The organism is Savagea serpentis (assembly GCF_015351395.1).
Lineage (GTDB): Bacteria > Bacillota > Bacilli > Bacillales_A > Planococcaceae > Savagea > Savagea serpentis.
On record NZ_JADKPV010000008.1, the window covers coordinates 37530 to 62517 of the forward strand.

25 protein-coding genes are annotated in these 24988 nt (G+C 39.4%); 3 read left to right on the plus strand and 22 right to left on the minus strand.

Annotated elements, in window-relative coordinates; translation table 11 throughout:
- Positions 1-2: 2 nt before the first annotated feature.
- Positions 3-845, minus strand: coding sequence for a VOC family protein (locus IRY55_RS12105; protein WP_194563590.1), 843 nt, complete (start codon positions 843-845; stop codon positions 3-5).
- 54 nt (positions 846-899) lie between these two features.
- Entirely contained in the window at positions 900-1790 is an 891-nt protein-coding gene (locus IRY55_RS12110; RefSeq protein WP_194563591.1) for a LysR family transcriptional regulator, read from the minus strand.
- A gap of 114 nt (positions 1791-1904) precedes the next feature.
- Between IRY55_RS12110 and IRY55_RS12115 the strand changes: the two genes are divergently transcribed.
- Positions 1905-3095 (plus strand): coenzyme F420-0:L-glutamate ligase, encoded by a 1191-nt coding sequence (locus IRY55_RS12115; RefSeq protein WP_194563592.1) that lies wholly within the window; start codon positions 1905-1907, stop codon positions 3093-3095.
- A 105-nt stretch (positions 3096-3200) separates the two neighbouring features.
- The gene (pgeF, locus tag IRY55_RS12120; protein WP_194563593.1) at positions 3201-3962 is read left to right on the plus strand and encodes a peptidoglycan editing factor PgeF; all 762 of its coding nucleotides are present in this window, start codon (positions 3201-3203) and stop codon (positions 3960-3962) included.
- 15 nt (positions 3963-3977) lie between these two features.
- On the opposite strand, the gene IRY55_RS12125 is transcribed toward pgeF, so the two are convergent.
- The 17 genes from IRY55_RS12125 to rpsF all read right to left on the minus strand — a co-directional run bounded on the left by IRY55_RS12125 (position 3978) and on the right by rpsF (position 21942).
- Positions 3978-5387, minus strand: coding sequence for a protein adenylyltransferase SelO (locus IRY55_RS12125; protein ID WP_194563594.1), 1410 nt, complete (start codon positions 5385-5387; stop codon positions 3978-3980).
- 56 nt (positions 5388-5443) lie between these two features.
- Positions 5444-6952: a malate dehydrogenase (quinone) gene (gene mqo, locus IRY55_RS12130; protein ID WP_328799658.1), complete on the minus strand. Its 1509-nt coding sequence runs from the start codon at positions 6950-6952 to the stop codon at positions 5444-5446.
- 291 nt (positions 6953-7243) lie between these two features.
- Positions 7244-7891 (minus strand): hypothetical protein, encoded by a 648-nt coding sequence (locus tag IRY55_RS12135; RefSeq protein ID WP_194563596.1) that lies wholly within the window; start codon positions 7889-7891, stop codon positions 7244-7246.
- 55 nt (positions 7892-7946) lie between these two features.
- On the minus strand, positions 7947-8426 hold the full coding sequence (gene rlmH / locus IRY55_RS12140; protein ID WP_194563597.1) for a 23S rRNA (pseudouridine(1915)-N(3))-methyltransferase RlmH: 480 nt from the start codon (positions 8424-8426) through the stop codon (positions 7947-7949).
- A gap of 321 nt (positions 8427-8747) precedes the next feature.
- Positions 8748-9536 (minus strand): MBL fold metallo-hydrolase, encoded by a 789-nt coding sequence (locus tag IRY55_RS12145; RefSeq protein ID WP_194563598.1) that lies wholly within the window; start codon positions 9534-9536, stop codon positions 8748-8750.
- A gap of 4 nt (positions 9537-9540) precedes the next feature.
- A complete protein-coding gene (locus IRY55_RS12150) occupies positions 9541-10350 on the minus strand; it encodes a two-component system regulatory protein YycI (protein ID WP_194563599.1) in 810 nt (269 codons plus the stop codon).
- Positions 10337-11659 carry a YycH family regulatory protein gene (locus IRY55_RS12155; protein ID WP_194563600.1) on the minus strand — a complete coding sequence of 441 codons (1323 nt, stop codon included), beginning with the start codon at positions 11657-11659 and terminating at the stop codon, positions 10337-10339. Before IRY55_RS12155 ends, IRY55_RS12150 begins: the two co-directional genes overlap by 14 nt.
- Entirely contained in the window at positions 11650-13470 is a 1821-nt protein-coding gene (walK, locus tag IRY55_RS12160) for a cell wall metabolism sensor histidine kinase WalK (RefSeq protein ID WP_194563601.1), read from the minus strand. The genes IRY55_RS12155 and walK overlap by 10 nt, the downstream gene beginning before the upstream one ends.
- A 3-nt stretch (positions 13471-13473) precedes the next feature.
- Positions 13474-14184 (minus strand): response regulator YycF, encoded by a 711-nt coding sequence (gene yycF / locus IRY55_RS12165; protein ID WP_194563602.1) that lies wholly within the window; start codon positions 14182-14184, stop codon positions 13474-13476.
- Between the two features lie 138 nt (positions 14185-14322).
- Positions 14323-15726: a M23 family metallopeptidase gene (locus IRY55_RS12170; RefSeq protein WP_194563603.1), complete on the minus strand. Its 1404-nt coding sequence runs from the start codon at positions 15724-15726 to the stop codon at positions 14323-14325.
- Positions 15727-15893: 167 nt separating this feature from the next.
- Positions 15894-17246: a replicative DNA helicase gene (gene dnaB, locus IRY55_RS12175; protein WP_194563604.1), complete on the minus strand. Its 1353-nt coding sequence runs from the start codon at positions 17244-17246 to the stop codon at positions 15894-15896.
- 18 nt (positions 17247-17264) lie between these two features.
- Positions 17265-17711 carry a 50S ribosomal protein L9 gene (gene rplI, locus IRY55_RS12180; RefSeq protein WP_194563605.1) on the minus strand — a complete coding sequence of 149 codons (447 nt, stop codon included), beginning with the start codon at positions 17709-17711 and terminating at the stop codon, positions 17265-17267.
- Complete coding sequence (locus IRY55_RS12185) at positions 17708-19684, minus strand: DHH family phosphoesterase (RefSeq protein WP_194563606.1); 1977 nt, start codon at positions 19682-19684, stop codon at positions 17708-17710. The genes rplI and IRY55_RS12185 overlap by 4 nt, the downstream gene beginning before the upstream one ends.
- Positions 19685-19698: 14 nt before the next feature.
- A complete protein-coding gene (locus tag IRY55_RS12190; protein ID WP_194563607.1) occupies positions 19699-20628 on the minus strand; it encodes a DUF2232 domain-containing protein in 930 nt (309 codons plus the stop codon).
- Between the two features lie 149 nt (positions 20629-20777).
- The gene (rpsR, locus tag IRY55_RS12195; protein WP_194563608.1) at positions 20778-21014 is read right to left on the minus strand and encodes a 30S ribosomal protein S18; all 237 of its coding nucleotides are present in this window, start codon (positions 21012-21014) and stop codon (positions 20778-20780) included.
- A 40-nt stretch (positions 21015-21054) separates the two neighbouring features.
- Complete coding sequence (gene ssb / locus IRY55_RS12200; protein WP_194563609.1) at positions 21055-21612, minus strand: single-stranded DNA-binding protein; 558 nt, start codon at positions 21610-21612, stop codon at positions 21055-21057.
- A 42-nt stretch (positions 21613-21654) separates the two neighbouring features.
- Positions 21655-21942, minus strand: a complete 288-nt coding sequence (gene rpsF / locus IRY55_RS12205) for a 30S ribosomal protein S6 (protein WP_194563629.1) — start codon at positions 21940-21942, stop codon at positions 21655-21657.
- 142 nt (positions 21943-22084) lie between these two features.
- Between rpsF and IRY55_RS12210 the strand changes: the two genes are divergently transcribed.
- Positions 22085-22648: a DUF3267 domain-containing protein gene (locus IRY55_RS12210; protein WP_194563610.1), complete on the plus strand. Its 564-nt coding sequence runs from the start codon at positions 22085-22087 to the stop codon at positions 22646-22648.
- 62 nt (positions 22649-22710) lie between these two features.
- Here the strand turns inward: IRY55_RS12210 and ychF are convergent, their stop codons facing one another.
- The 3 genes from ychF to IRY55_RS12225 all read right to left on the minus strand — a co-directional run bounded on the left by ychF (position 22711) and on the right by IRY55_RS12225 (position 24984).
- A complete protein-coding gene (gene ychF / locus IRY55_RS12215; RefSeq protein WP_194563611.1) occupies positions 22711-23811 on the minus strand; it encodes a redox-regulated ATPase YchF in 1101 nt (366 codons plus the stop codon).
- Positions 23812-23891: 80 nt separating this feature from the next.
- Entirely contained in the window at positions 23892-24086 is a 195-nt protein-coding gene (locus tag IRY55_RS12220; RefSeq protein ID WP_194563612.1) for a DUF951 domain-containing protein, read from the minus strand.
- On the minus strand, positions 24079-24984 hold the full coding sequence (locus IRY55_RS12225) for a mechanosensitive ion channel family protein (protein WP_194563613.1): 906 nt from the start codon (positions 24982-24984) through the stop codon (positions 24079-24081). Before IRY55_RS12225 ends, IRY55_RS12220 begins: the two co-directional genes overlap by 8 nt.
- Between the last annotated feature and the right edge of the window lie 4 nt (positions 24985-24988).

Consider the following 24988-nt stretch of genomic DNA (forward strand, 5'->3'; position numbering starts at 1 on the left):
TCTTATCCTTTCAACCAATACATATTGCCTGAAGGATCTTTCACTTCATATCCATTCTGTGCGGTAGAAACAGAAAAATCAGCTTCTCTTAGACGCTGTACAGCCTCTTCTAAAGCTTCATTATTTTTAAATTGCATAACAGCTCCACGCAATCCGATTGTTTCTGATGCAGGAGTTGGAATATTCGTACCGTTCCATACATTCACTGCAATATGATGATGATAACCTTCTGTCGACATGAATAATGCGGTAGGTAACTCAGCAACGACTTGAAAACCGAGCGTTTCATAAAATTGACGCGCATCTTCTAATTGTGAAACATGTAAATGGAGGTGTCCCATTTTCGTACCTTCTGGTAAACCATTCCACGCTTCTCCTTCACTTAACTGCAATAGTTGAGCATGGTCTAACTTCAATGTCGACATCGTCACATAGCCACTTTCCCACGTCCACATATCCGAATCGATATCTGCATAAATTTCAATCCCGTTTCCTTCTGGATCTGATAAATAGAGCGCTTCGCTCACGATGTGATCGGCTGCTCCTAGTGGAATTTTAAGGTTAATGAAATGGCGCAATACTACTCCTAAATCACGAGCAGTCGGCACTAATATCGCAAAGTGATATAAACCTGTTTCCCTATGTTGTTTCGGTTTCACAGCTTCCGGAGCATGTAATGTTAAAAATGCTTCTTCTCCTACCCCTAACATGGCAGTGTTGGCAGATTGTTCTAAAACGTGTAATCCGATTACATTTTCATAAAATTGAACCATTTTCGTTAAATCGCTTACATTCAAATGTACATGTGAAATAAATGTTGCTTCTCCTGTATGAAAATTTTTCATTTTAAACACATTCCTTTCTTTCTAGTATACTCCTTTCCCTTCTTTTTTGGCGTTCTAACTCACTGGATGTATTACAATATTGTAAAATCGTTCCGCTGCTGGAGATAATGCAACCGTATTTAAATAACAAATCCCGATTTGCCTTTGGGGAATCGGTTCTTCTAATTGTACTTCTCGTAAACTTCCTTCTCGGAAATATTCCGTCGCAAATTCTCTCGTCACTGCTGCCACTCCAAAATTCGTCTTTGCAAATTGCAAAAGCAAATCATGAGAACCTAATTCAAACTCCGGCTCAATATCGACGCCTTTCAATTTTAAATACGATTCGACATATTGGCGTGAATTTGATTTCCTTTCCAACATAATTAAAGGGAGTTTCGCTAGTTGTTCATACGTGACGACACCTTCTAAAAGTTTTTGATATTTTTCACCGTATACGAATACATCTTGCACATCAAACGTCGGAACAATCGCCAACTGTTCATCTTCAATCGGCAAATTGCAAAGGGCAATATCTAAATCTCCTTGCTTTAACAATTGTCTCAATTCATTTGTCGTACCATTTTCTAAACGAAATTTAATATTCGGATACAAACGATGAAACTGCGCTAAATACGGCATTAAATAATAACGAGAAATCGCATCCCCTACACCAATCGCTAACTCTCCATAGGCAACACCTTTTAATTCGTCTAATTTGCGCTCTCCGGCTTCTAATAAGTGAATGGCAGATTGCGCATATTCATACAGTAACTCGCCTTCTTTCGTTAAATGAACTCCTTTTGTCGTTCGATTAAATAAACGAACTTCCAATTGCTCTTCTAATTGACGAATCGATTGACTGACAGCAGGTTGCGTTAAATAAAGAGCTTCTGCTGCTTTAGAGAAACTAGCGTATTTCCCCACTTCATAAAAAATACGATATAGATCTAACTTAATAATCATAAGCACTCCTTATACCACTTATAGAATATATTAATTTTACTTATAGCATGAAAGTACGGTATAGTACAAGTGTACAAAATTGTCATTTATTCAATTTGAAGGAGCGATTTTATAATGGAACGAGTAGTAGGAACAGTCTCAAGAGGTCTCCGTTGCCCAATTATTCATGAAGGTGACGACATTGAACAAATCGTCGTCGACAGTGTTTTAAAAGCTGCAGAAGTGGAAGGGTTTGAAATTCGCGATCGCGACATCGTTTCAATTACGGAATCCATCGTCGCTCGTGCTCAAGGTAATTACGCAACAATTGATCAAATTGCACAAGATGTGCACGCAAAATTTAAAGATGAAACAATCGGAGTTATTTTCCCAATTTTAAGCCGTAACCGCTTTTCGAACATTTTACGAGGCGTGGCAAAAGGTTCTAAAAAAGTTGTCATCATGCTTAGCTATCCCGCGGATGAAGTCGGTAACCATTTGATTAGTTTAGACCAATTAGATGCAAAAGGCGTAAACCCGTGGACAGACGTTTTAACAGAAGCAGAATTCCGTGAATTATTCGGATATCAAAAACATACATTCACTGGCGTCGACTACATCGAATATTATCGTTCGCTCGTTGAAGAATACGGCACAGAATGTGAAATTATTTTCTCTCAAAAACCAAAAACAATTTTAAAATATACGAAGCATGTGCTCACATGTGATATTCATACACGTTTCCGTACGAAGCGCATTTTAGAAGATAATGGTGCTGAACTCGTACACACATTGGATGATATTTTAGCACAGTCTGTTGACGGCAGTGGCTATAACGAACAGTTCGGCTTACTCGGATCGAACAAATCGACAGATGATGGTTTGAAATTATTCCCACGCGACTGCCAACCAGTCGTCGACAACATTCAAAAGATGTTGAAAGAAGCGACTGGCAAACAAGTCGAAGTGATGGTTTATGGAGATGGAGCATTTAAAGACCCTGCGGGGAAAATTTGGGAGCTCGCTGATCCAGTCGTTTCTCCTGCTTTCACAGCAGGTCTTGAAGGAAAACCGAATGAAGTGAAGCTTAAATATTTAGCCGATAACAACTTCGCTCATTTAGAAGGCGATGCTTTAAATGAAGCTTTACACGAATTTATTCAAAATAAAGACGAAGATTTAACAGGTGCGATTGAAGCTCAAGGAACGACACCTCGTCGTTTAACTGATTTAATCGGTTCTCTCTCTGACCTTACTTCCGGCAGTGGAGATAAAGGGACACCAATCGTCTACATTCAAGGATATTTCGATAACTTCACACATTAATATTCGTTCGCAAACGATTTCGTCGTTTGCGATTTTTTTGTTATACTTTCTGTATTGGTACAGATTTTATATTTACTTTTCAAATATACTATTCGAGGTGAGCTTATGATTGAATGGAAAAAGAGAGACTCTATTATAGCAGGATGGACGATGAAAGATGACACAAAGCCGAGTCATTTTTCAATGGCACTTCATACGGGTCATCCACATGTGGATATTATAAAAAATCGGCAAACATTAGCTGAAGCGATTCAATATCCGCTTGAACAATTCGTTTGTGCCCAACAAACGCACAGTGCGAATGTTCATAAAGTGACATACGAAGATGCAGGTCGTGGCGCTTTTTGTTATGAAGAAGGAATTCCAAGTACGGATGCACTTTATACGACTGAATTCGATATCGTTCTTTCCACCTTTGTCGCCGATTGCATTCCACTCCTCTTTTACAACGAACGAGATCATATCATTGGTGCCATTCACTCAGGTTGGCAAGGTACACTTCAAAACATCGTCGGCACAACATTTGCAACGATTCAAAATAATGAACGACGTAGTATAGAAGACTTTCACGTATTCGTCGGCCCTTCCATCCAGCAACACAATTTCGAAGTTGACCGCGATGTATACGAGAAATTCGCAAAACTCGATGATGCTTTACCATTTATTCATTTTAAAGAAGAAACGAAAAAGTGGCATATCGATACGCGTGGAGTCGTTCAACAACAGCTTATCCAATCTGGCATTCCAGCACATCATCTCCACTTCGACGAGCGTTGCACATTCGATACGTCAAATGCTTTTTCTTATCGGCAGAACCGTCAATGCGGCCGTCATCTTGGATTTATCGTCCAAAAGAAAAACGACTAGAAACTAGTCGTTTTTTTACGTCCCACAAAAAGTTTGATGCATTCTCGTTTTTTCTTCTTCTGGTAATCGGTATGCCAATTGCTCTTCTGTATATGCGAAAGGTTCTCGACTGAATCGAAGCAAGCGTTCTAACAACGTGCGGTCGTTCGTCAATTCCATCCGTTCAATCGCTTGATCGACGAGATGATTGCGCGGAATAAAAGCAGGATTCACTTCTTGCATTTTTTGAAGCTCCTGTTCTCTTCCCTCTGTCGTCTGTTTCCATTTCACGTACCAATCTTTCATCTCTTTAGAACACTCTAATTGTAAACATTCTTCGTTTTCCACTGTTAAATCACGGAATGTTTCCGTCCAATCGCGCTGTTCACGGCGCATACAGACAAATAATTCATCGAGTAATGCTTCTTCTCCTTCGTGCAAGGCGAGTTTCTTTCGCATCTCTTCTAGCCAATAATGTTCAAATAAAGAACCGTACGCATTTAATTCACGTTGTGCGATTTCAAGCCCTTCTTCTCCTTCTCCAAACAAAGGCAATAAGGTTTCGACGAATCTCGCTAAATTCCATCCACCGATTTGAGGTTGGCGACCGTATGCGTATCTTCCTTGCACATCAATCGAACTAAATACAGTATCCAGATCGTATTGATTCATAAAAGCACATGGTCCGTAATCGATCGTCTCTCCGCTAATCGTCATATTGTCTGTGTTCATTACACCATGAATAAATCCGACTGCTTGCCATTTCGCAATGAGCGCCGCTTGTCGTTTCATCACTTCACGAAATAGTGAAATGTAACGGTTTTCAGCGTTATCCACATGTGGATAATGTTTTTGAATCGCATAATCTGCTAAAGCTTTCACGTCTTCACTCGTTCCGTAATGATAAGCATATTGGAACGTTCCGACTCGCAAATGGCTACTTGCTACTCTGACGACGAGTGCTCCTCGATGAGGGCGTTCGCGCCACACTGTCTCTCCCGTTTCAATGACTGCTAAACTACGTGTTGTGGAAATGTTTAAATAGAAAAGGGCTTCGCTCATCACATATTCACGCAACATCGGACCGAGTCCTGCTCGTCCATCGCCCCGTCTTGAAAAAGGAGTTTGACCGCTTCCTTTTAACTGAAGATCCACAACACCGCGTTCTGTTTCAAGCTCTCCTAACAAGATTGCACGACCATCGCCAAGCATCGTTAAATGACCGAACTGATGGCCCATATACGCTTGTGCAAGAGGTTCCCAGCAATCATCTAACTGCGCACCACTCAACTTTAAAAGGCCTGTTTCATCGTGCCAATCGGTTAGTTGTAATTGTTCAGCGAGCGACTCATTCCACAACACGAAAGAAGGGTCCTTCGCTACACTCGGTAACACATCTTGATAAAACATCCGGGGTAACATACGGTAACTCGATGTCCACTTCATCTCTTTAACCTCCTAGGGAAAAAAAGACCGTCTCTTTTAGGAGACAGCCTTTCGTTTTATTTCGTTAATTTTAATGATTTTGATGTCGCTTCATGCACTTCTTTAAATAACTCTGGGTTTTCAGAAAGTGCGACACCATAGGATGGAATCATTTCTTTAATTTTCGGTTCCCACTCTTGCATTTCTTCTGGGAAGCAACGGTTCATCACATCAAGCATGACGTGAACGGCTGTTGAAGCACCTGGTGAAGCACCGAGTAATGCCGCAACTGTTCCTGCTTCATCCGTCACAACTTCCGTACCGAATTGGAGCTTACCTTTTTCTTCAGGTGTATCTTTAATGACTTGGACACGTTGACCCGCAACGATTAATTCCCAATCTTCTTCTTTCGCATCTGGAATGAATGAACGTAATTCTTCCATACGTTGTTCTTTCGATTGCGCTAATTGTTCGACTAAATATTTCGTCAAGCCCATATTTTTAGCACCACATGCAAGCATCGTTACTAAGTTGTTCGGTTTAACAGAGCCGAATAAGTCCATATTCGATCCTGTTTTTAAGAACTTCGGTGAGAAACCTGCGAACGGTCCGAATAATAATGACTTTTCTTTATCGATATAGCGTGTGTCTAAGTGTGGAACGGACATCGGAGGCGCACCAACCGCTGCTTTTCCGTACACTTTTGCATTATGCTTTTCAACGATTTCTGGATTGTTACAAACCATGAAGATTCCGCTAATTGGGAAGCCTCCGATTTGTTTACTTTCCGGAATACCTGTCTTCTGAAGTAATGGTAAGCTTCCGCCGCCACCACCGATAAAGAGGAATTTCGCTGATTGGAATTTACGAATATTGTTTTTCGTATCTAAAATCTTTAAGTCCCAACGACCGTCTGGACGGCGTGTAATATCTTCAACGACGTGATTATATTCAACGTCTACACCTTGCTGCTCAAGATTATCGAACATCATACGTGTCAGTGACCCAAAGTTAACATCTGTTCCGATATCAATTTTTGTCGCAGCGAGCGGTTCACTTGCTGTACGGTTTTCCATCATCAATGGAAGCCATTCTTTTAATTTTTCAAGGTCATCCGAAAATTCCATCCCTTTAAAGAGTGGATTTTGAATCATCGTTTCATAACGATTTTTCAAGAAACGGACATTGTCTTCCCCTTGAACATAGCTAACGTGAGGAAGTGGCATAATAAAATCTTCTGGATTTTTGATAAGACCTTGTTCAACTAAGTAAGACCAAAATTGACGAGACACTTGGAATTGTTCGTTCACTGAAATAGCTTTGCTCATATCGATTGAACCATCTTCTAATTCCTTCGTGTAGTTCAACTCACATAATGCAGCGTGCCCTGTCCCAGCGTTATTTAATTCATGTGAACTTTCTTCTCCTGCAGCGTCTAGCTTCTCAAATACTGTGATGTTCCATTCTGGTGCGAGTTGCTTTAAAAGAGTTCCTAATGTAGCACTCATGACACCAGCGCCGATTAAAATAACGTCTGTATTCATCTGTTGATTAGTCATCTTTACCTTCCTTACTTTTTTATCGATACTCAAAAGAATCCGAAAAAAATGCACATTCCTATTCGCTCACGGGTTCTTCTGGAATTGTATAACCTATCCAATAGTTTAACATATTTCATACAAAGAAGTTACGAGAATGATCAACTTTTCACAATCAATTATGGCAATATGTTTTAGAATAGTATGGTAAAAATAATCTCAACCTTTTTTTACATCGTTTTATCGCGAGATATGCTTATTTAAACAATTTCATTCTTATTTCTCAAAAGTCTAAAATAATAATTGAACCTTTTACATTTCATTAACAAATACTAAGAGTTAATCGATTTTTTTATAAATAGAAACCTTCGTTTGATCGTCATCTTTATAATAATTGACTGAAATCAATTGGCCTTCTACGTTAATAAAGTCATATTCTAAATGATTATCAGGACCATCATGCTCAACACTTTCTTCATCATTCACTTCAAAAGTCGTGACATCGAACAAAGCATAATCCTCTTCTTCTTTCACTAAATCATATTCGTCATATTGATCACGTTCTGACTTTGCAAAATCGCCATTGTCATTGTAATACAATTTTTTGAACGCTTTATAATTCGTTTCGTCAAGGTTTCGTTCACGTAAAATTTGATTGTCTTTAAATTGATATTGATATTTTCGCGTCACTTCACGATACAACTCTCCCGTATCGCTATAGTAATGACGGTTATAAGACTCATATGTACCATTGCTCTTTAATGTAATCGTCTTTGATCCCGTATAATCTTCTAACGGAACCGCTTCGTAATCTTCAAAATAGTTCCCTTCTAACTCTCCTTCTGATACTTTCTCGTACGTGCCATAATATTCAACGTATTGCTCCGTCTTTCCGCTACTTCCAACTTTCGTGCCGTTCGAAGACGAACAAGCGCCGAGTAATACACTCATGACGATTGCTAAAATCATAAATTGACAATTCTTCATTTAATACACTCCTTTTTTACGAAGTTAATCATAACATACCACGTGCTGATCATTATTATTTATGATACGGTTCTCCGTTCATGATGCGGAACGCGCGGTAGATTTGTTCGACTAAAATGAGGCGCATGAGTTGGTGAGGGAATGTCATTTTGGAGAAGCTGAGCTTTGCGTCTGCTCGCTTTAATACGTCTTCGTGTATGCCGAGGGATCCTCCGATAATAAACGTAATTTTACTATTGCCATACGTCATGAGTGATTCGATTTCAGAAGAGAGTTGTTCGCTCGTCCACATCTTTCCTTGCAAGTCGAGCGCGATGACGTATTCTTGTGCACCGATTTTCGCTAAAATGCGCTCTCCTTCTTTTTTCTTCACTAATTCCATTTCACTTTCACTCAATTGTTCTGGCGCTTTTTCATCGGGTACTTCAATCATTTTCATCTTCGTATATGCCTGCAGTCTTTTTTCAAATTCAGCGATTCCTAACTTCAAATACTTTTCTTTTAACTTTCCGACTGAGATGATTGTCATTTGCATAATGTTTTTTCCTCCACTTATCCACAAGTTATCTACATATTGTGGATGAATGTATGTTCGCCACTATATGTATGGGTTTTGTAAATGTCTTTAATATTGTGGATAACTTTTTCATTTTTTGAAAATTACTTTCTTTATTCCTTTTCCATTTTATCGATTCAAGCAAGACATATCAAGCTGTACAACGATTTTAAATCATCTGATAATTCATCTTATTAATTATCCACAATTCGCTTGAGTTATCCACATTTACTTTCTTTCCAACAAAAAAACATCGTTTTGTAAATTTTCATTACAAAACGATGTACTGTGGATAACTCTTTATACATTCATTAATTTTGTCGGAATATCCGGATCCGTATCAAATAATTGTACTTGATGATCGACGGGGACATCAAAAGACTGCAATATTTGAGATACGGTCATGCGAGCTAATTCTTTCATATTATTATCTTTACTTAAATGCGCTAAAAAGATTTTCGTTTCTTTATCTCCGATGACATCGCTCATCGCCACTGCTGCATCTTCATTTGATACGTGGCCGACATCGCTTAAAATTCGATGTTTCACTGACCACGGGTAGCGACACATTTGCAACATACCGACATCATGATTCGATTCAAAGACGAATGCGTCCGCTGCTTGAATAATGCCTTTCATACGGTCGCTCACATAACCTGTATCCGTAATGATAGCGAGTTTCCGATCATTCGCATGCATCGCATAAAACATCGGGTCTGCGGCGTCATGGGAGACGCCAAATGATTCAATTTGAAGCCCTCCGAATGATTCGACGCTTTCCATTTTGAAATTGTATTGTAAATCTGACGGGACTTGCCCGATTGATTTACTCATCGCAGCCCACGTCTTTTCATTCGCATAAATCGGTAATTTATGTTTACGTGCGAGCACACCGACTCCTTTAATATGGTCGCTATGTTCATGCGTCACAAAGACCGCTTCTACATCTTCAATAGAGCGACCGATTGCGGTGAGTTGTTCTGTCATTCGTTTGGCGCTAAGTCCAGCATCGATTAAATAACCTTTGCCTTCATGTTCGACATAGAGCGAATTTCCAGTACTCCCACTCGCTAACACACTAAACTGCATTTCGTCACTCCTCTATTAATTTTTCTTGCTTTAAGTCGACAACTTTTCCTTCAATGGCATTGACGAAATAATTTTCAATCACTCCATCTTCGAGCTCTACTTCAACTTGCCAAGTCGGCGCAAACACTTGATTTTCCGTAAACTGAACAAGCGTCGAATAGCCTAATTTCACTTGTTTTATTGTGGAGTTTGGACGAAGTTGACCTCTCGTCGATAAAGAACTAATCGCTTCAAAAGGCGTCACTAAATCTTTTTTACGATTAAAACTAACGAATGCATCGAGCATGCGTTGTTCATAACGGTACACTTCACCATCTCGATTGTAATACAATTTTAATTGGGCACTCGGGCTGTAATAAATCGGTTCATCAAACACTTGTTGAAATAATAGAATGGTATGATTCTCCTCATCTACTTCCCAAACGGTATATTGTTCTCCCCAATATACATACTTCTCCAAAAACTCTTCTACTTGGTGAAGTTTTCCTGCTGCATTAAAAATAGCATATGGCTTTTCCAATGAAGAACGCAATGTCGTGTCCTCTTGAATCGTTGGCGTTTGGCCTTTTAATTGTGAGGTAATCTCTTCCGTGAACTTCACGATGTTGGCAGATATATAGGAAGAATCAAACTCCCCTTGAGGCAAGGCATCATACGTAATATTATCAAGTTTTAATGTTTCTGCGACAGAAACCGAGCCAAGCACTTCGACATTTTTCACTTGATCTTGTTGATTGACATACAAAGAATACAAAAAGATATTCACGATGGAAAAGACGATAATAAAAATAGTTTTCGTTTTACCCCAATCCATAACGTGCCACTCCTGTCTCTTCTAAATCATAGTGATGCCAAACACCATTTACACTGTAAAACCAAGCAGGAATTAACTTAAAGAGACGATTATCAAAGTCTGGTTGCATAATATATCCGACAATCACATCCTCGATCGTTTCTAAATTTACAGAAGGATTACGTTTCATATGTTCAATCACTTCCACTCCTGATGGCAAAGTAATTAAGTTCCGTTCGATTAACAATGTCGCATCAAATGTATAGTAAGGACGGGTATAACGGAATACACGGCCGTCTCCATACTGTTGCACAATTTCTGTCGATACTTTCGTTTCACTATGAACAGGTAAACCTTCAACGAATAATTTAAAACGAGTATAGCGCGTAATGGGATTCATGTACACGTAACGATAATCATCCGTCCATCCTCCATGCTCATTAATGAAATCGATTGATTGATACAACAATTCGGACGGAATCGAAATTTCATTACTTTCCGCAGAAGGATATACATAATTTAATTGTTTCGTCTGCATATCGATGGTCATCAAAGCATGATTGTCCGCATATTCTTCCTGAACGGTTCCAATTTGACTTCGGCGTACCGCATTCGGATCAGAAAATAAAGCATCGCGGAAGCGTGTCGGTGTAATTTCTTCTTGATAATACATATTTTGATTGATTGTAAGTTTATTTTGTGGAATCGCTAAATACGCAATCGTATTTCCTAATACTTTTTCATATACGTCTAGCTCATTTGCCCATGTTAAAAAGAAGTCTTCTGTTCGTTTTAATTGAGGCACGCTCACTGTAGAAGTGTAATAATATTCATGTTTCCGATTAATGAAGTGCATTTCTATTTGATCGGCTAGTCTCGTCACGACAAGCCGATCAAACGTGCCTTCTGGTATATTTCCATCTTGAACAGGAATAACATTTTCAAAAATACGGAAAGGAACTTCACCAAAATAATATAATAAAAGCGATTGGTCTGCATTCATTAATTCATCGACTCGCTCTTTCGTAAACTGTTCACGCTCTAACGTTAAATCTCGAATCGACCAATCTTTCATCTCTTCAAACAATTCGTTTAGGCGCACTTCTTCATGAGTTCCACGCAATACGTCATTGCGATAAATGGCTTTATACGGCGTAATTAATTGTTCCACTTTTTTCTTCTCAGCAATGGAAATATCAATCGTCTTCGCAGAATCAAGCGTTTCATGGTTCGGTGTATATGTCCAAATTGTAAAAGTAAGTGCTACGCTGATCATAACTAAAACGAACAGTAAGACCGATTTAATTGTCTCAATATATTTCAATCCCATTCACCGTCCTCATGTTGCTCCAAAGGTAATGTGAAAAATATTGTCGTCCCTTTGCCTTCTTCGCTTTCTGCCCAGATCGTACCACCATGCGCTTGAATCATTTCTTTCGCAATCGCTAAACCAAGACCCGTTCCACCCATCGCGCGCGAACGTGCACGATCTGCTCGGTAAAAGCGGTCAAAGATACGTTTTACCATATCTTGCGGAATCCCCATTCCTTCATCTGCTATCGATACGAGTATATCATCCTCGGCTTTTTCAATGCCGAAACGAACTGTACCCCCATCTGGTGAGTATTTTAAAGCATTAGAAATAATATTATCAATCACTTGTGTCATTTTATCTGGATCAATTTCTACAAATAGTGATTCATCTGCAAACTGACGTTGGAACTGAACACTTTGAGACTTTGAAAATTCAAAACGCTCGATAATCGCACTGAAAAACTTATTAAAATCAACAAACTCTCGATTCAATTCGTATTCTTCACTATCCATGCGAGACAATTTTAAAAGATCATTGACGAGACGAATCATTCGTTCCGTCTCCGTTTGCGTCACATGTAAAAATTTCGGAGCGATTTCTTCATTTTGCCATGCGCCTTCTGCAAGCGCGTCTAAATAGCTACGCATTGTCGTCAACGGCGTACGTAACTCATGAGAGACATTCGAAACGAATTCTCGACGCTCCATATCAATTTTTTCTTGTTCAGTATTGTCATGCATGACCGCAATCAATCCTGTAACATAACCCGTTTCTCTTTGCGTGACTGAAAACGCTGCACGCAAAATGTACGGTTCTTCTTCCGTACTGAAATCGAGAGATAATGACTCTTTCAAATCGATTAAATCTTCAAATGTGTATTCTTTTTCTAAACTGAGCACACTTGTAATCGGACGGTTCAATACGAGCTCTCGAGTCGTGCGCAACATATCCAAAGCTGAATCATTAATTAAACTGACTCGGCCTTTACGGTCTGTCGCAATGACACCATCGGTCATATTCGATAAGACAGAGGCTAATTTACGCCGTTCACTTTCCGTTGTCGATTGAGACTCTTGTAACTGGTTAGTTAAATGGTTAAAAGCGATCGCTAATTGTCCCATCTCATCATTTCCATACACTTTTACTTTGCGGGAGAAATTACCTTTTGCCATCGCTTGCGCTTGCTTTCGCATATCTGAAATCGGGCGTGTAATGGTGCGCGCAATAAATATTCCAATAATGAGTGTAATCGATAATGAAACAGCTGCCCCTACTGCTAAAATCCGGTTGATTTCATCGATTTGTTTATATACCTTTTCAATATTGGACTCGACATATAAAGAACCGATCACTTCATCCCCTACAACAATTTGTCGGGTTTGGACGAGCACACGTTTTCCAAGAGTCGGATCAAGCACAATTTTAGAAGGTGTTTCAGACGTAATCGAACGTTTCAATGTGTCATCAGTCGAACGTTGACCGACGATGGATTGATTGTCTAAAGCGGACGTTGCAACAATCCGGTATTTTGAATCAATAACGCGTATTTCATTCATATCTTCTGACGTAAAACTCGAAAGAACGACCCGCAAGCTTTGTTCTAACGTTGGGTCGTTTTCTGTTCGTTCTCGGAGCATTTCCTCCCGAACACTAAATTCAATTAAGTTCACTCGATCTTCAATTGAAGTCGTAAAATTACGTTTCAGCGTCTGTTCTAATTCTTTTGCAAAGTATAAACCGATAATTTGCAAAGCGATTAAAATGAGCAAAATGTAAATTAAAACAAACTTCACATGAATCGAGCGGAAAAATGTCACTTTGCGCATGTTTTACTCCTGTTCTGGATCGCGTAAGTAATAACCTACTCCTCGACGTGTCACAATCCACGTCGGATGACTTGGTGTATCTTCAATTTTTTCTCTCAAACGACGAATCGTTACGTCCACTGTCCGCACATCTCCAAAGTAATCATATCCCCACACGGTCTGCAATAAATGTTCACGCGTCAATACTTGGCCGATTTGTTTCGCTAAATAATAAAGCAATTCAAATTCACGATGTGTTAATTCGATTGTTTCTCCACGCTTCATTACTGTATAAGCATCTGGCTGAATTGTTAAAGCACCGACTACAATTTCATTCGTTTCTTCCTCAACTTCTTCTGTTTCAGCTTTCATTTGACGACGTAAATTCGCCTTTACACGGGCAATCAGTTCGCGCGTTCCAAAAGGCTTTGTTACATAATCGTCCGCTCCAAGTTCCAAACCTAGTACTTTATCAATCTCAGAGTCTTTCGCTGTTAACATAATGATTGGAAAATCATGCGTTTTACGTACTTCGCGACAAACTTCCATCCCATCTCGCTTAGGTAACATAATATCTAGCAACATAATATCTGGTTGAACTTCTTCCACTTTTTGTAGTGCCTCTTCACCATCATATGCACAAAACACTTGAAACCCTTCTTTTTTTAAATTGAACTCTAATATATCTGCGATTGGCTTTTCGTCATCGACGACCAATATTTTTTTATCTTGCATTGTATTATTTCCTTTCTTCGATAACTGTTCTATCTTTTCACTTTATCACTTTTTGACATATTTCGCACGAGAACGCCTTTTATTTTCTGGGAAATAAAAAGAGAATAAGATGATATCATCACCTCATTCTCTCAATTTTTAACGTAATACAGATAATGGATTGACGAGCGCTCCATTTTTTCGTACTTCAAAATGTAAATGAACACCTGTCGAGCGTCCAGTCGATCCCATCACACCAATTTTCGTTCCTTTTGAAACGACTTGTCCCAGTCGAACCTGAATCGATGATAAATGGCCATACAATGTTTCATATCCGTTATTATGGGTAATCACAATATAATTACCGTATGTCGGATGTCCAGTTGCTGTTTTAACGGTTCCATTATCGGCTGCTAAAATTGAATGATTCGATGGACGTGCAATATCAATTCCTTCATGCATACGTCCCCAACGATAACCCATGCCGCTTGAAATGTAGCCACCTACTGCTGGCCAAGCGAAAGTTCCTGTTCCACGTGAAGGAATTTCTTTCGTTCCTACTTTCGTAATTTCTGGAACAGGTTCTGTTACGATTTCTTCGTTAGCGATACTCGTTCCTACACGTTCACCATTCGATTTACGTACACGATTAACATTCATTTGAACCCCATTTTTACCTTGTTGAGCTACTTTCTCTTCACCTTTTAAAATTGTCGCATCATTCTCTTTCACTTTTTCAAAAGGAATGTCTACTTTTTCTTTCATTTCATACACTTGTTCTACTGTTACTTTCGGTGAATGACGTTGGATAATAAGCTCTGTTCCTTGTGTTACTTCTTTCGATGGATTCATCGATTGTAAATGTGCCGCTGTTAAATCATGTTTTTCAGCGACTGCTTCCCATGTCGTCTCATCTTGAACGACATATGTTTGTTGAGCGACACCATTTTTTAATTGCTCATACAATTCTTCATCCGAAACGACACGCGTCGGAGTTGTCGTTGCTGGTTCTGTCACGATTTGATGTGAAAAATTTAAATTAACGAGTGTAAAGCTTTGCTCATTTAATTCAATCTCCTCACCTTGCTCAAGCTTTTTCAAATCTTCTTCTGATACATAATCCAATTTCATCTTATGTAAAACACGTTGTAATTGTGCTTCATCTTTTACGAACATTGCGCGGTAATCATCTAGCTTCACGACATGTGCTTGTGCCTCTACTGTGAAAGCATCACGTAAGTCTTCCGCTAATTCTTTATTGTTCGCTTTTCCTGTGAAAGTCATTTCTGGAACGATTTTCACATCATCTTTGATGACGTAGTGTAATTCTGAGTTTTTTTCACTCGCTTCGTTAATTAATTGCTCTTTCGTTTCTTCAATAAATTTTTCACCAGATACTTTTCCGATGTATTGATCGTTAATATATATATGTTGAATGGATTGTAATTCTTCCTGTTCTGATGCTGCTGTTAAATTTGCAGTAATTGGTGCTGCTACGAGTAATGCAACAACTAATGCACCATTGCGAATCGTTTTCTTCCAATTACGACGTTGTTCTTTCATAGTTTGTATACCCTCCATCATTGTTCTTCAAATGACACCTTTATAAAAGTATCATATTTTTTTAACATTTCATCGTTTGTAAACGATTTGTAATGATAATGTAGTATTACTCCCTTAAATTCCCATAAAATTAAAAGCCTTTCGTCCTATTAATAGACGAAAGGCTTTTAAAATTGACTCGGTGGAGGTTGTTGGCTCCAATCGACATTCAAAAACTTATTATATTCCTTCGCAAAAGCGAGCGTCACCGTACCTGTAGGACCGTTACGCTGTTTTGCAATAATAATCTCAATTAAATTTTTATTCTCTGTTTCTTTATCGTAGTAATCTTCACGATATAAGAAGCTGACGATGTCTGCGTCTTGCTCAATACTCCCAGACTCCCGAAGGTCGGACATCATCGGGCGCTTATCTTGCCGTTGCTCGACGCCACGTGATAACTGTGATAATGCGATGACTGGCACTTCTAATTCACGTGCTAACGCCTTTAAAGAACGTGAAATCTCCGAAACTTCTTGTTGTCTGTTTTCACCTGAACGACCGCTCCCCATAATGAGTTGCAAATAGTCGATGACTATCATTCCGAGGCCATGTTCTTGTTTTAACCGACGACATTTCGAACGAATTTCGTTGACGCGCACTCCAGGAGAATCGTCGATGAAAATTCCAGCATTTGATAGCGTCCCGATAGCGAGGGAAAGCTTTTTCCAATCTTCATCTTCTAAATCTCCTGTACGTAAAGCTTGTGCATCAATATTCCCTTCCGCACAAAGCATACGCATGACGAGTTGATCGGCTCCCATTTCCAAACTGAAAATCGCCACATTTTCTTCTGTTTTTGTCGCAACGTTTTGAGCAACGTTGAGTGCAAAGGCTGTTTTCCCGACAGAAGGACGAGCTGCTACGATAATTAAATCATTGCGCTGAAATCCTGCTGTAATACGGTCTAAATCAGTAAATCCTGTCGGAATTCCTGTCACATCACCTTTTTGGTTATGCAATCGTTCAATATTTTCGAACGTGTCAACCAGAACGTCCGCAATCGGTTTAAAATCTCCTGCATTTTTCCGACTTGATACTTCCATCATTTTACGTTCTGCTTCTGCGAGCACTTCTTCTACTTCGTCTTCTCGTGTATACCCATCGTCGATAATCGTCGTCGCGACACGAATCAACTTGCGAAGCAATGATTTCTCTTCCACAATACGCGCGTAATAATCGATATTGGCCGCGGTAGGAACAGTAGAGGCGAGCTCTCCTAAATAACTGAGCCCGCCTACGTTTTCTAACTCATTCGCCGCTTTTAATTCTTCAGTTAAAGTAACGAGATCAATCGGTTCTCCACGATCGTTTAACACTAACATCGTTTCGAATATTTTTTGATGGGCTACTTTGTAGAAGTCAACCGGCATAATGATTTCAGATGCTGTAATTAACGTTTCCGGCTCCAAAAAAATCGCACCGAGTATCGATTGTTCCGCTTCATTGTTATGGGGTGGAATACGATCTAATGGATCCATGAACCGTCACTCCTCTGTCTATTCTTCTGTAACATGCACTTTCATCGTCGCTGTTACTTCTGGATGTAATTTAATTGGCACATTCGTATAACCTAAAGCACGAATCGCATCAGGCAATTCCATTTTACGACGGTCCACTTTAATATCTTTTTGTTTTTTCAATGCTTCTGCAATTTGTTTCGTCGTGATAGAACCGAATAAACGGCCACCTTCACCAGACTTCGCTTTCATTTCAACAGTCGTCTCATCCAGTACCGCTTTCAACTGTTGCGCTTCTTTTAATTCTTCTGCCGCGTCTTTTTGTGCACGCTTTTTTTGACCTTCTAGACGCGCTAAGTTTTGTGGTGTTGCTTCCACTGCCAAATTATTTTTTAATAAAAAGTTTTGTGCATATCCTGGTGACACCTCTTTCACTTCACCTTTTTTACCTTTTCCTTTAACATCCTGTGTAAAAATTACTTTCATGATTCATTTCCTCCTTCGTCAGTTTCCATTAATGCTTCTCGTAATAAACGCTCTGCTTCTTCGACAGAGTCCACTGCTAATTGGCAAGCGGCATTCGTTAAATGGCCGCCTCCTCCGAGCTTCTCCATTACGACTTGAACGTTTACATCTCCGAGAGATCGTGCACTAATTCCTATTTTACCATCTTCTCGCGCTGCGATCACAAACGATGCTACGACACCTAGCATGGACAGTAAAATGTCTGCAGTTTGAGCAATGAGCACCGGTCCATAAATGACATCAGGCTCTCCTGCTACAATCGCAACGCCTTCTTCTGTCACTTGTACTTTCTCAATTAGTTTAGCACGTTTCACATACGTATCGATGTCTTCTTTTAATAATCGTTGAACGAGAATCGTGTCAGCACCGTTCATTCGCAAATAAGAAGCTGCTTCAAACGTTCTCGAACCGGTCCGCAATGTAAAGCTTTTCGTATCGACGACAATACCCGCCAGCATCGCAGTCGCTTCTAACATCGTCAGTCGCTCATGCTTCGGTTGATATTCAATTAATTCTGTCACAAGTTCAGCTGTTGACGATGCATAAGGTTCCATGTAGACAAGCATCGCATCATCAATGAAATCTTCGCCGCGACGGTGATGATCAATGAGTACAATTTTATCTGCTTTTTGAAGCACTCGTTCATCAATGACTAAACTCGGTTTGTGCGTATCGACAATCGTCAGTAAAGAACGCTCTGTCATCATGGATAATGCCGTATCAGGATCGATAAAATGAGCATACAACTCTTCATCCTTTTCTATCTCTTTCATAAGACGGAGCACACTTGCATCTAATTGATTAAAATCGATGACGACGTATCCTTTAATATTATTCATACGTGCCATTTTACGAACACCGATTGCAGCTCCGATCGCGTCCATATCCGGCATTTTATGACCCATGACGAATACTTGATCACTTCCTTGAATTAAATCGCGTAACGCATGCGAGATAACTCTAGCACGCACTCGGGTACGTTTTTCGACTGGATTCGTTTTCCCGCCGAAAAACTTTAGCTTTCCATCTGTATTTTTGATAGCCACTTGGTCTCCGCCGCGTCCAAGGACGAGGTCTAAACTCGATTGAGCTAATTCTCCTAACTCTATTAAAGTAGACTCTCCCGTACCAATTCCAATACTGAGCGTCAATCCTGCAGATTCTTCTTTTGTCTTCTCTCGAATATCATCTAAAATCGTAAATTTCGATTCTTCTAATTCTGTTAAAATTCGCTCATTTAAAACTAAAAAGAAACGATCTGAAGCAATGCGTTTCATGAAAATATGATGTTGTTGTGCCCATTCGTTTAACAATGATGTGACATGGGAATTCATCTGACTTTTCGTTTGATCATCCATACGTTGGGCTAGCTCTTCATAGTTATCAATCAATAAAATGCCAAGAACTGTTTGCTCTGCTTCGTAACGCGATTCCACTTCTCGACATTGCGTCACATCAAAAATATAAAATAAACGATCTTCTTGCCTATATTCGATATCGAAGTAACGCTCACCAATTAATATTTGACGCGCTTCGACCTGTTCTTTTTGAATGATATTCCATAAAGGTTTCACTTCTTGTTCTAACGATTTGCCAATTAAAGATTCCATCTCGAATATTTGGCTGGCATAACTATTCGCCCACTCGACATCATTTTGTTCATCTAATAAAACAATTCCAATTGGCATTTGCAATAAAGCTTCTTCTCCGACTCGTTTCATTCGATAAGAAATCGATTGAATCTTCTCTTCCGTCTCTAAATAATCTTGCTCCTCTACTCGCCAAATTACACCTATCAACACGACGAATAAGACAGTGTAAATAAATCCAATCCAAAAATGGAAAGTAAATAGCGCAATCGCTGCAATGACCCCTAATAAAGTCAGTGCTGCGAGCGGATAGCGGATCAATCGTTTTCGAAATTGCGAGTTCATAGTATCATCTCCTCTTATTTTCCGATTTTGCGATCAACCCAACCTCTCAATTGAATTCCTGTGTCTAATATTCCAATAATCACCGTAATAGAATTGAAAAATACAGCAACTATTCCGGATAAAACAATTAAAATCATCGGCAATTGTACTTTTTTTAATGCATAAACAATAAATGAAATCCCTTGTAATAAAAATAAAATGCGGAAAATGTTCATCGCATTTAAAATCATCAAATGAGATGTAGAACCGAGATCTGACGATTGTAAAAAAGACGTCAATAATAATATTCCATACAATACGACGGTAATCATCGGTAACTTCATGGATGTAAATGGCTGAAAACGCGGAAATGTGAATCCGACGACAGCTCTTTTACCGAAGAAATATGCAATAGTTAAAGAAATAAATGCCACAATCACAATTCCGACAATTGCATATGTCGGCAAGCTGAAATTGTACATTAAAAAGACTGATTGAATCGCTTGCTCCATCGCTCCAGTTTCATCTAACGGAGTAAATAATTGAATGACCCGACGCTCCTGAGTATGTAAAAAAGCTTGAATCCATTCGATGGCATTTACATTTAAAATAAGCACAGATAATACGTACTGCACAACGAGAGCAACTAATAATGTAATCGATGCTGCATTCCATACAGCAAGCTTCGATTTTTTATACAAAGTAGTTTCACCAATCATATATCCCATTGCCATAAATGCAATAGACGTCATCCCTAATTGAAGCGGGGCGATCACTATGGTAAGTAGAGATAATATGAATAAATAAATCACTCCATCTCTTCTCTTACTACTCATACGTATAAGCATAAGAGGGAAAGGAATGAATAGAAGTGCAAGCATTCCATATAAAGGGACGTAACTGACAATGCCGACAAGCAACAATGTTAAAATGGAATACACTGACTTCTGAATCGTAAATGACATAACGACACTCCTTCAATCCAAACTTTCAAAAAATACCTTCTCCAATTGTATCACGTTTCACATTTTGTAATCAAAAGGTTTCGCTAGCTTCTCACAATATACAAAAAAGAGCTTTCCGCATAGGGAAAGCTCTTTTATTTAAATACTTATTAACGCTCTTCAGAAACGAATGGAAGTAAAGCCATAATACGTGCACGTTTAATTGCTGTAGTCAATTTACGTTGGTATTTAGCGCTTGTTCCAGTTACGCGACGTGGTAAAATTTTACCGCGTTCTGAGATGAACTTTTTAAGTAAGTCTGTGTCTTTATAGTCGATGTGTGTGATGTTATTTGAAGTGAAATAACATACTTTACGACGACGACGACCTCCGCGACGTGGTGCCATGCAAAACTCCTCCTTCCTTCACTCCATATCAAACATTGAACTAGAATGGTAAATCGTCGTCAGTAACTTCGATTGGACCATCGTTCGATGCGAATGGATTATCATTTGTATTCGTATAATTTTGTTCGTTCGGTTGTTGGAAAGATGGCTGTTGATTCTGATTAAAGTTGCTTTGCTGATGTTGGTTACCATAATTTTGGTTACCACCGAAGTTATTCGGAGCTCCTCCACCATAGTTCGGTGCTTGACCGCCAGATTCCGGACGATTTTGCGTCGCGCTACGTGGTTCTAAAAACTGAACACTATCTGCTACAACTTCCGTCATAAAGACGCGTTGACCATCTTTTCCGTCAAAATTACTCGTTTGAATGCGCCCATCTACTCCAGCCAAGCTGCCTTTTCTCAAAAAGTTTGCGATATTTTCAGCTTGTTTGCGCCATGCGACACAATTGATAAAGTCTGCTTCACGCTCACCTTGTTGATTTGTAAATGTGCGATTCACCGCTAATGTAAAACGGACTACCGCAATCCCTGATTGGGTATATTTCAATTCAGGATCCTTTGTCAAACGACCGACAAGTACAACACGGTTGATCATATCAGATTACAGCCCCTTTCATTTTATTGAAAACTTGCAAAATTAAGCGTCGATACGTACTGCCATGTGGCGGATGATATTTTCGTTAATGTTTGCAAGACGTGTGAATTCTTCAATAGCAGCACCGTCAGCGTTAGCTGTCACGAGCTGGTAGTAACCTTCACGTAAGTCATCGATTTCGTAAGCTAAGCGGCGTTTGCCCCATTCTTTCGACTCGATGATTTCAGCACCTTCACCAGTTAAAACAGCATCAAAACGCTCGATTAAAGCTTTACGTGCTTCATCTTCAACTGTTGGGCGAATAATGTACATAATTTCGTACTTTTTCATCATTTGTCACCTCCTCATGGACTTTGGTCTACAATAGATGTAGACAAGGAGTAAGTATATGTATACTCACATCAATTTACTATACCATGATTTTATTCATGTGACAATTGATTTCATTATTTATTTTTAAGGAGGAGTTTATGTGCGACAACCGGACGCCGTCATTGAACTCAATTTATCTCAAGTAGCAAAGCAAAGCTTATGGATTACGCTCAGTTCGTTAATTTTACTAACCATCTGTGATTATCTTTTGTATAGTACTTGGATTTTCTCTGTTTCTTGGTCAGCGTTTTTTCTGACGATACTCGGATATATTGTACTCATTGTTTTACATGAATTTTTTCATTTACTAGGATTTCGACTATTCGGGGGTGTCCCTTGGAAAAAGATGCAGTTCGGTTTAAATCTAGAACTCGGAGTCGCTTACGCTACAATGGATCAACGTCTCACAAACCGAGCAATGCGCGCTTCACTGCTACTCCCATTTTGGATGACCGGTATCATCCCCGCTCTCCTCGGGCTTTATTGGCAAAACGGGGTATTGTATGTATTAGCTGCTTTATTAATTGGAGGAGCAGCAGGGGATTTTGCAATGTATGTAAAACTGCGAAAATATCCACCAAACGCCCTTATTGAAGACGACTCAAAAGAGCCTAAATTGTATGTTTATCAACAGTTTGCTGTGGACGATGTGGATGAATCATGAAAAAAAGCCGATAACTTTAGTATTTTTCTAAAGTTATCGACATGTTATGCACATTATGTGGATTATACGTTGAAGCGGAACAGCATAACGTCGCCGTCTTTCACTTCATATTCTTTTCCTTCGAGGCGAACTTTTCCTGCTTCTTTCGCTGCAGTCATCGAGCCCGCTTCTAATAAATCATCGTAAGCAACCGTTTCTGCACGGATGAACCCTTTTTCAAAGTCCGTATGAATAATTCCAGCACATTGTGGTGCTTTCATTCCTTTACGGAATGTCCACGCACGCACTTCTTGTACACCCGCTGTAAAGTAAGTCGCTAGCCCGAGAAGGTCATACGTCGCACGAATTAATTGATCCAATCCTGATTCTTCAATGCCGAGCTCTTCTAAAAACATCTCTTTCTCGTCATCTTCTAATTCAGCCATCTCTTCTTCAATTTTCGCACAGACGACAATGACTTCTGCGCCGTCTTCTTTTGCAAAATCACGTACTTTTTGGACGTATTCGTTATTTGAAACGTCAGCAATTTCATCTTCCGAAACGTTCGCTACGTAAAGCATCGGTTTGATCGTTAATAAGTGCATGCCACGAATTAATTCAAATTCTTCTTTTGAAAGTTCAACCGAACGTGCTGGATTTCCTTCTTCAAATGCTTCTTTTAATTTCGTTAATGGAATTTCTTCTGCCATTGCGTCTTTATCTTTTTGTTTTGCCATTTTCGTCACACGTTCTAGGCGTTTCGATACGCTTTCTAGGTCCGCTAAAATGAGTTCTAAGTTAATCACTTCAATATCTGATAAAGGATCTACTTTACCTGATACATGTGTAATGTTTTCATCTGCGAAACAACGAACAACTTGACAAATTGCATCTACTTCACGAATATGTGAGAGAAATTTATTACCTAATCCTTCTCCTTTACTCGCTCCTTCCACAATCCCCGCAATGTCTGTAAACTCAAATGCAGTCGGCACTGTCTTTTTTGGATCTACTAACTCTGTTAATTTATTTAAACGTTCGTCTGGCACTTCAACGATTCCAACGTTCGGGTCAATTGTACAGAACGGGTAGTTCGCTGCTTCAGCTCCAGCTTTTGTAATCGCATTAAATAAAGTTGATTTTCCAACGTTTGGAAGACCAACGATTCCAGCTGTTAAAGCCATGCTATTCCACAACCTTTCTTCTTTTTCCGGTTCTTTTTCAACTCTTCTATTATATGGATAAACCCTACTCTTGTCTATCTTTACTCCGCTTGGCGAAGTACTTTCTTCATTTTTTTCTGAAATTCATTTCGTGGGAGCATGACGCTATGATCGCACCCTTGACACTTTATTCGAATATCGGCTCCCATTCGAATAATTTTCCATTCATTCGTACCACAAGGATGCGGTTTTTTCATCGCTACTACATCATTCAATTCAAATGTCTTTTCACTCATGATTTACATTCTCCTTTTGCTGATAAATCACCATTTTTTGATACGGAATTTCAATTCCTTCACGGTCGAATAATTCTTTAATTTCCGCTCTCATACGACGTGCTAAACCATGCTGCATCATCGGTTGTGTTTCGACCGTTACGCGTAAAACGATTTCAGAAGCTGCTAAATTTTGCACACCGACAAATTGTGCTGGCGCAACCATTTCTGGATATTCCTCTGCTGTCATACGCTCTAAATAATCCGTGAGCACTCGCTCTGCATCGGCAATATTTGTTTCGTACGATATTCCGATATCTAAAATGGCTAAAGAATTGCGGACAGAATAATTTACAACTTCGGAGATAATCCCGTTTGGAATGATATGGACTTCGCCCCCGTAAGCTGCCACTTTCGTCGTGCGCAGACCAATTTCTTCTACCGTTCCTGTCGCTTGTCCAATCTGAACATAGTCTCCCACAGAAAATTGATCTTCAAACAAAATAAAGAAGCCGGTGATGACGTCGCGCACTAAGTTTTGCGCTCCGAAACCAACAGCAAGTCCGAGTACTCCAGCCCCTGCAAGTAAACCTTTTACTCCTATACCAAACTCGTCTAAAATCGCTAAAATGGCTGCGAAGTATACGACATAAGAAACTGTGTTTTCAAGTAGCAATAGCAATGTGCGCTCTCGTCTTTCAGAACGTCGAATCGGTCCCTTATATTTAATAGCAAACATGCGCCGAATAATCATTTTTGCCACGCGAACTACGACATAGGATAAGACCGCAATCAACAATACACGAATGGAAATTCGCGTCAATCCTTCCCATGTTTCTGCACTAAATAAAATTTGTTCCACTTGCTCGTAATCTTCTTTTAATTCTTCTGTAATTGTAGGTTCTTCTGTTATAGCCATAAGA